General features: G+C 53.0%; 1 pseudogene. It reads left to right on the forward strand.

The window, feature by feature from the left end:
- Window positions 1-141 precede the first annotated feature (141 nt).
- A pseudogene (locus tag H3Z84_RS11750) lies at window positions 142-281 on the forward strand (IS256 family transposase); the annotation flags it as partial.

Raw genomic sequence — 281 nt, forward strand, 5'->3', positions numbered from 1 at the left:
AAACGCTGGAAGCGAATCAAGGGGTTTGACCAACTGAAGCTGGTCGTGGACAACGTGCAGTTTCAGGATGGAATACAGGTGGAAGATCAATCTGGCAGGAACGCTGCCTGATGGTCATACACCAGATTTGACAATAACTCGCTGAGAACCAAACGGAGCCGATCCTGCGGCTCCCGCGACACCACGTTATCGATGGTGTTCAAACTGCTCCAGTCCGCCCAGAAACGCTGGAAGCGAATCAAGGGGTTTGACCAACTGAAGCTGGTCGTGGACAACGTGCA

Origin of the sequence: Marinobacter sp. bablab_jr003, assembly GCF_016464245.1 — a bacterium.
Classification (GTDB): Bacteria; Pseudomonadota; Gammaproteobacteria; order Pseudomonadales; family Oleiphilaceae; genus Marinobacter; species Marinobacter vinifirmus.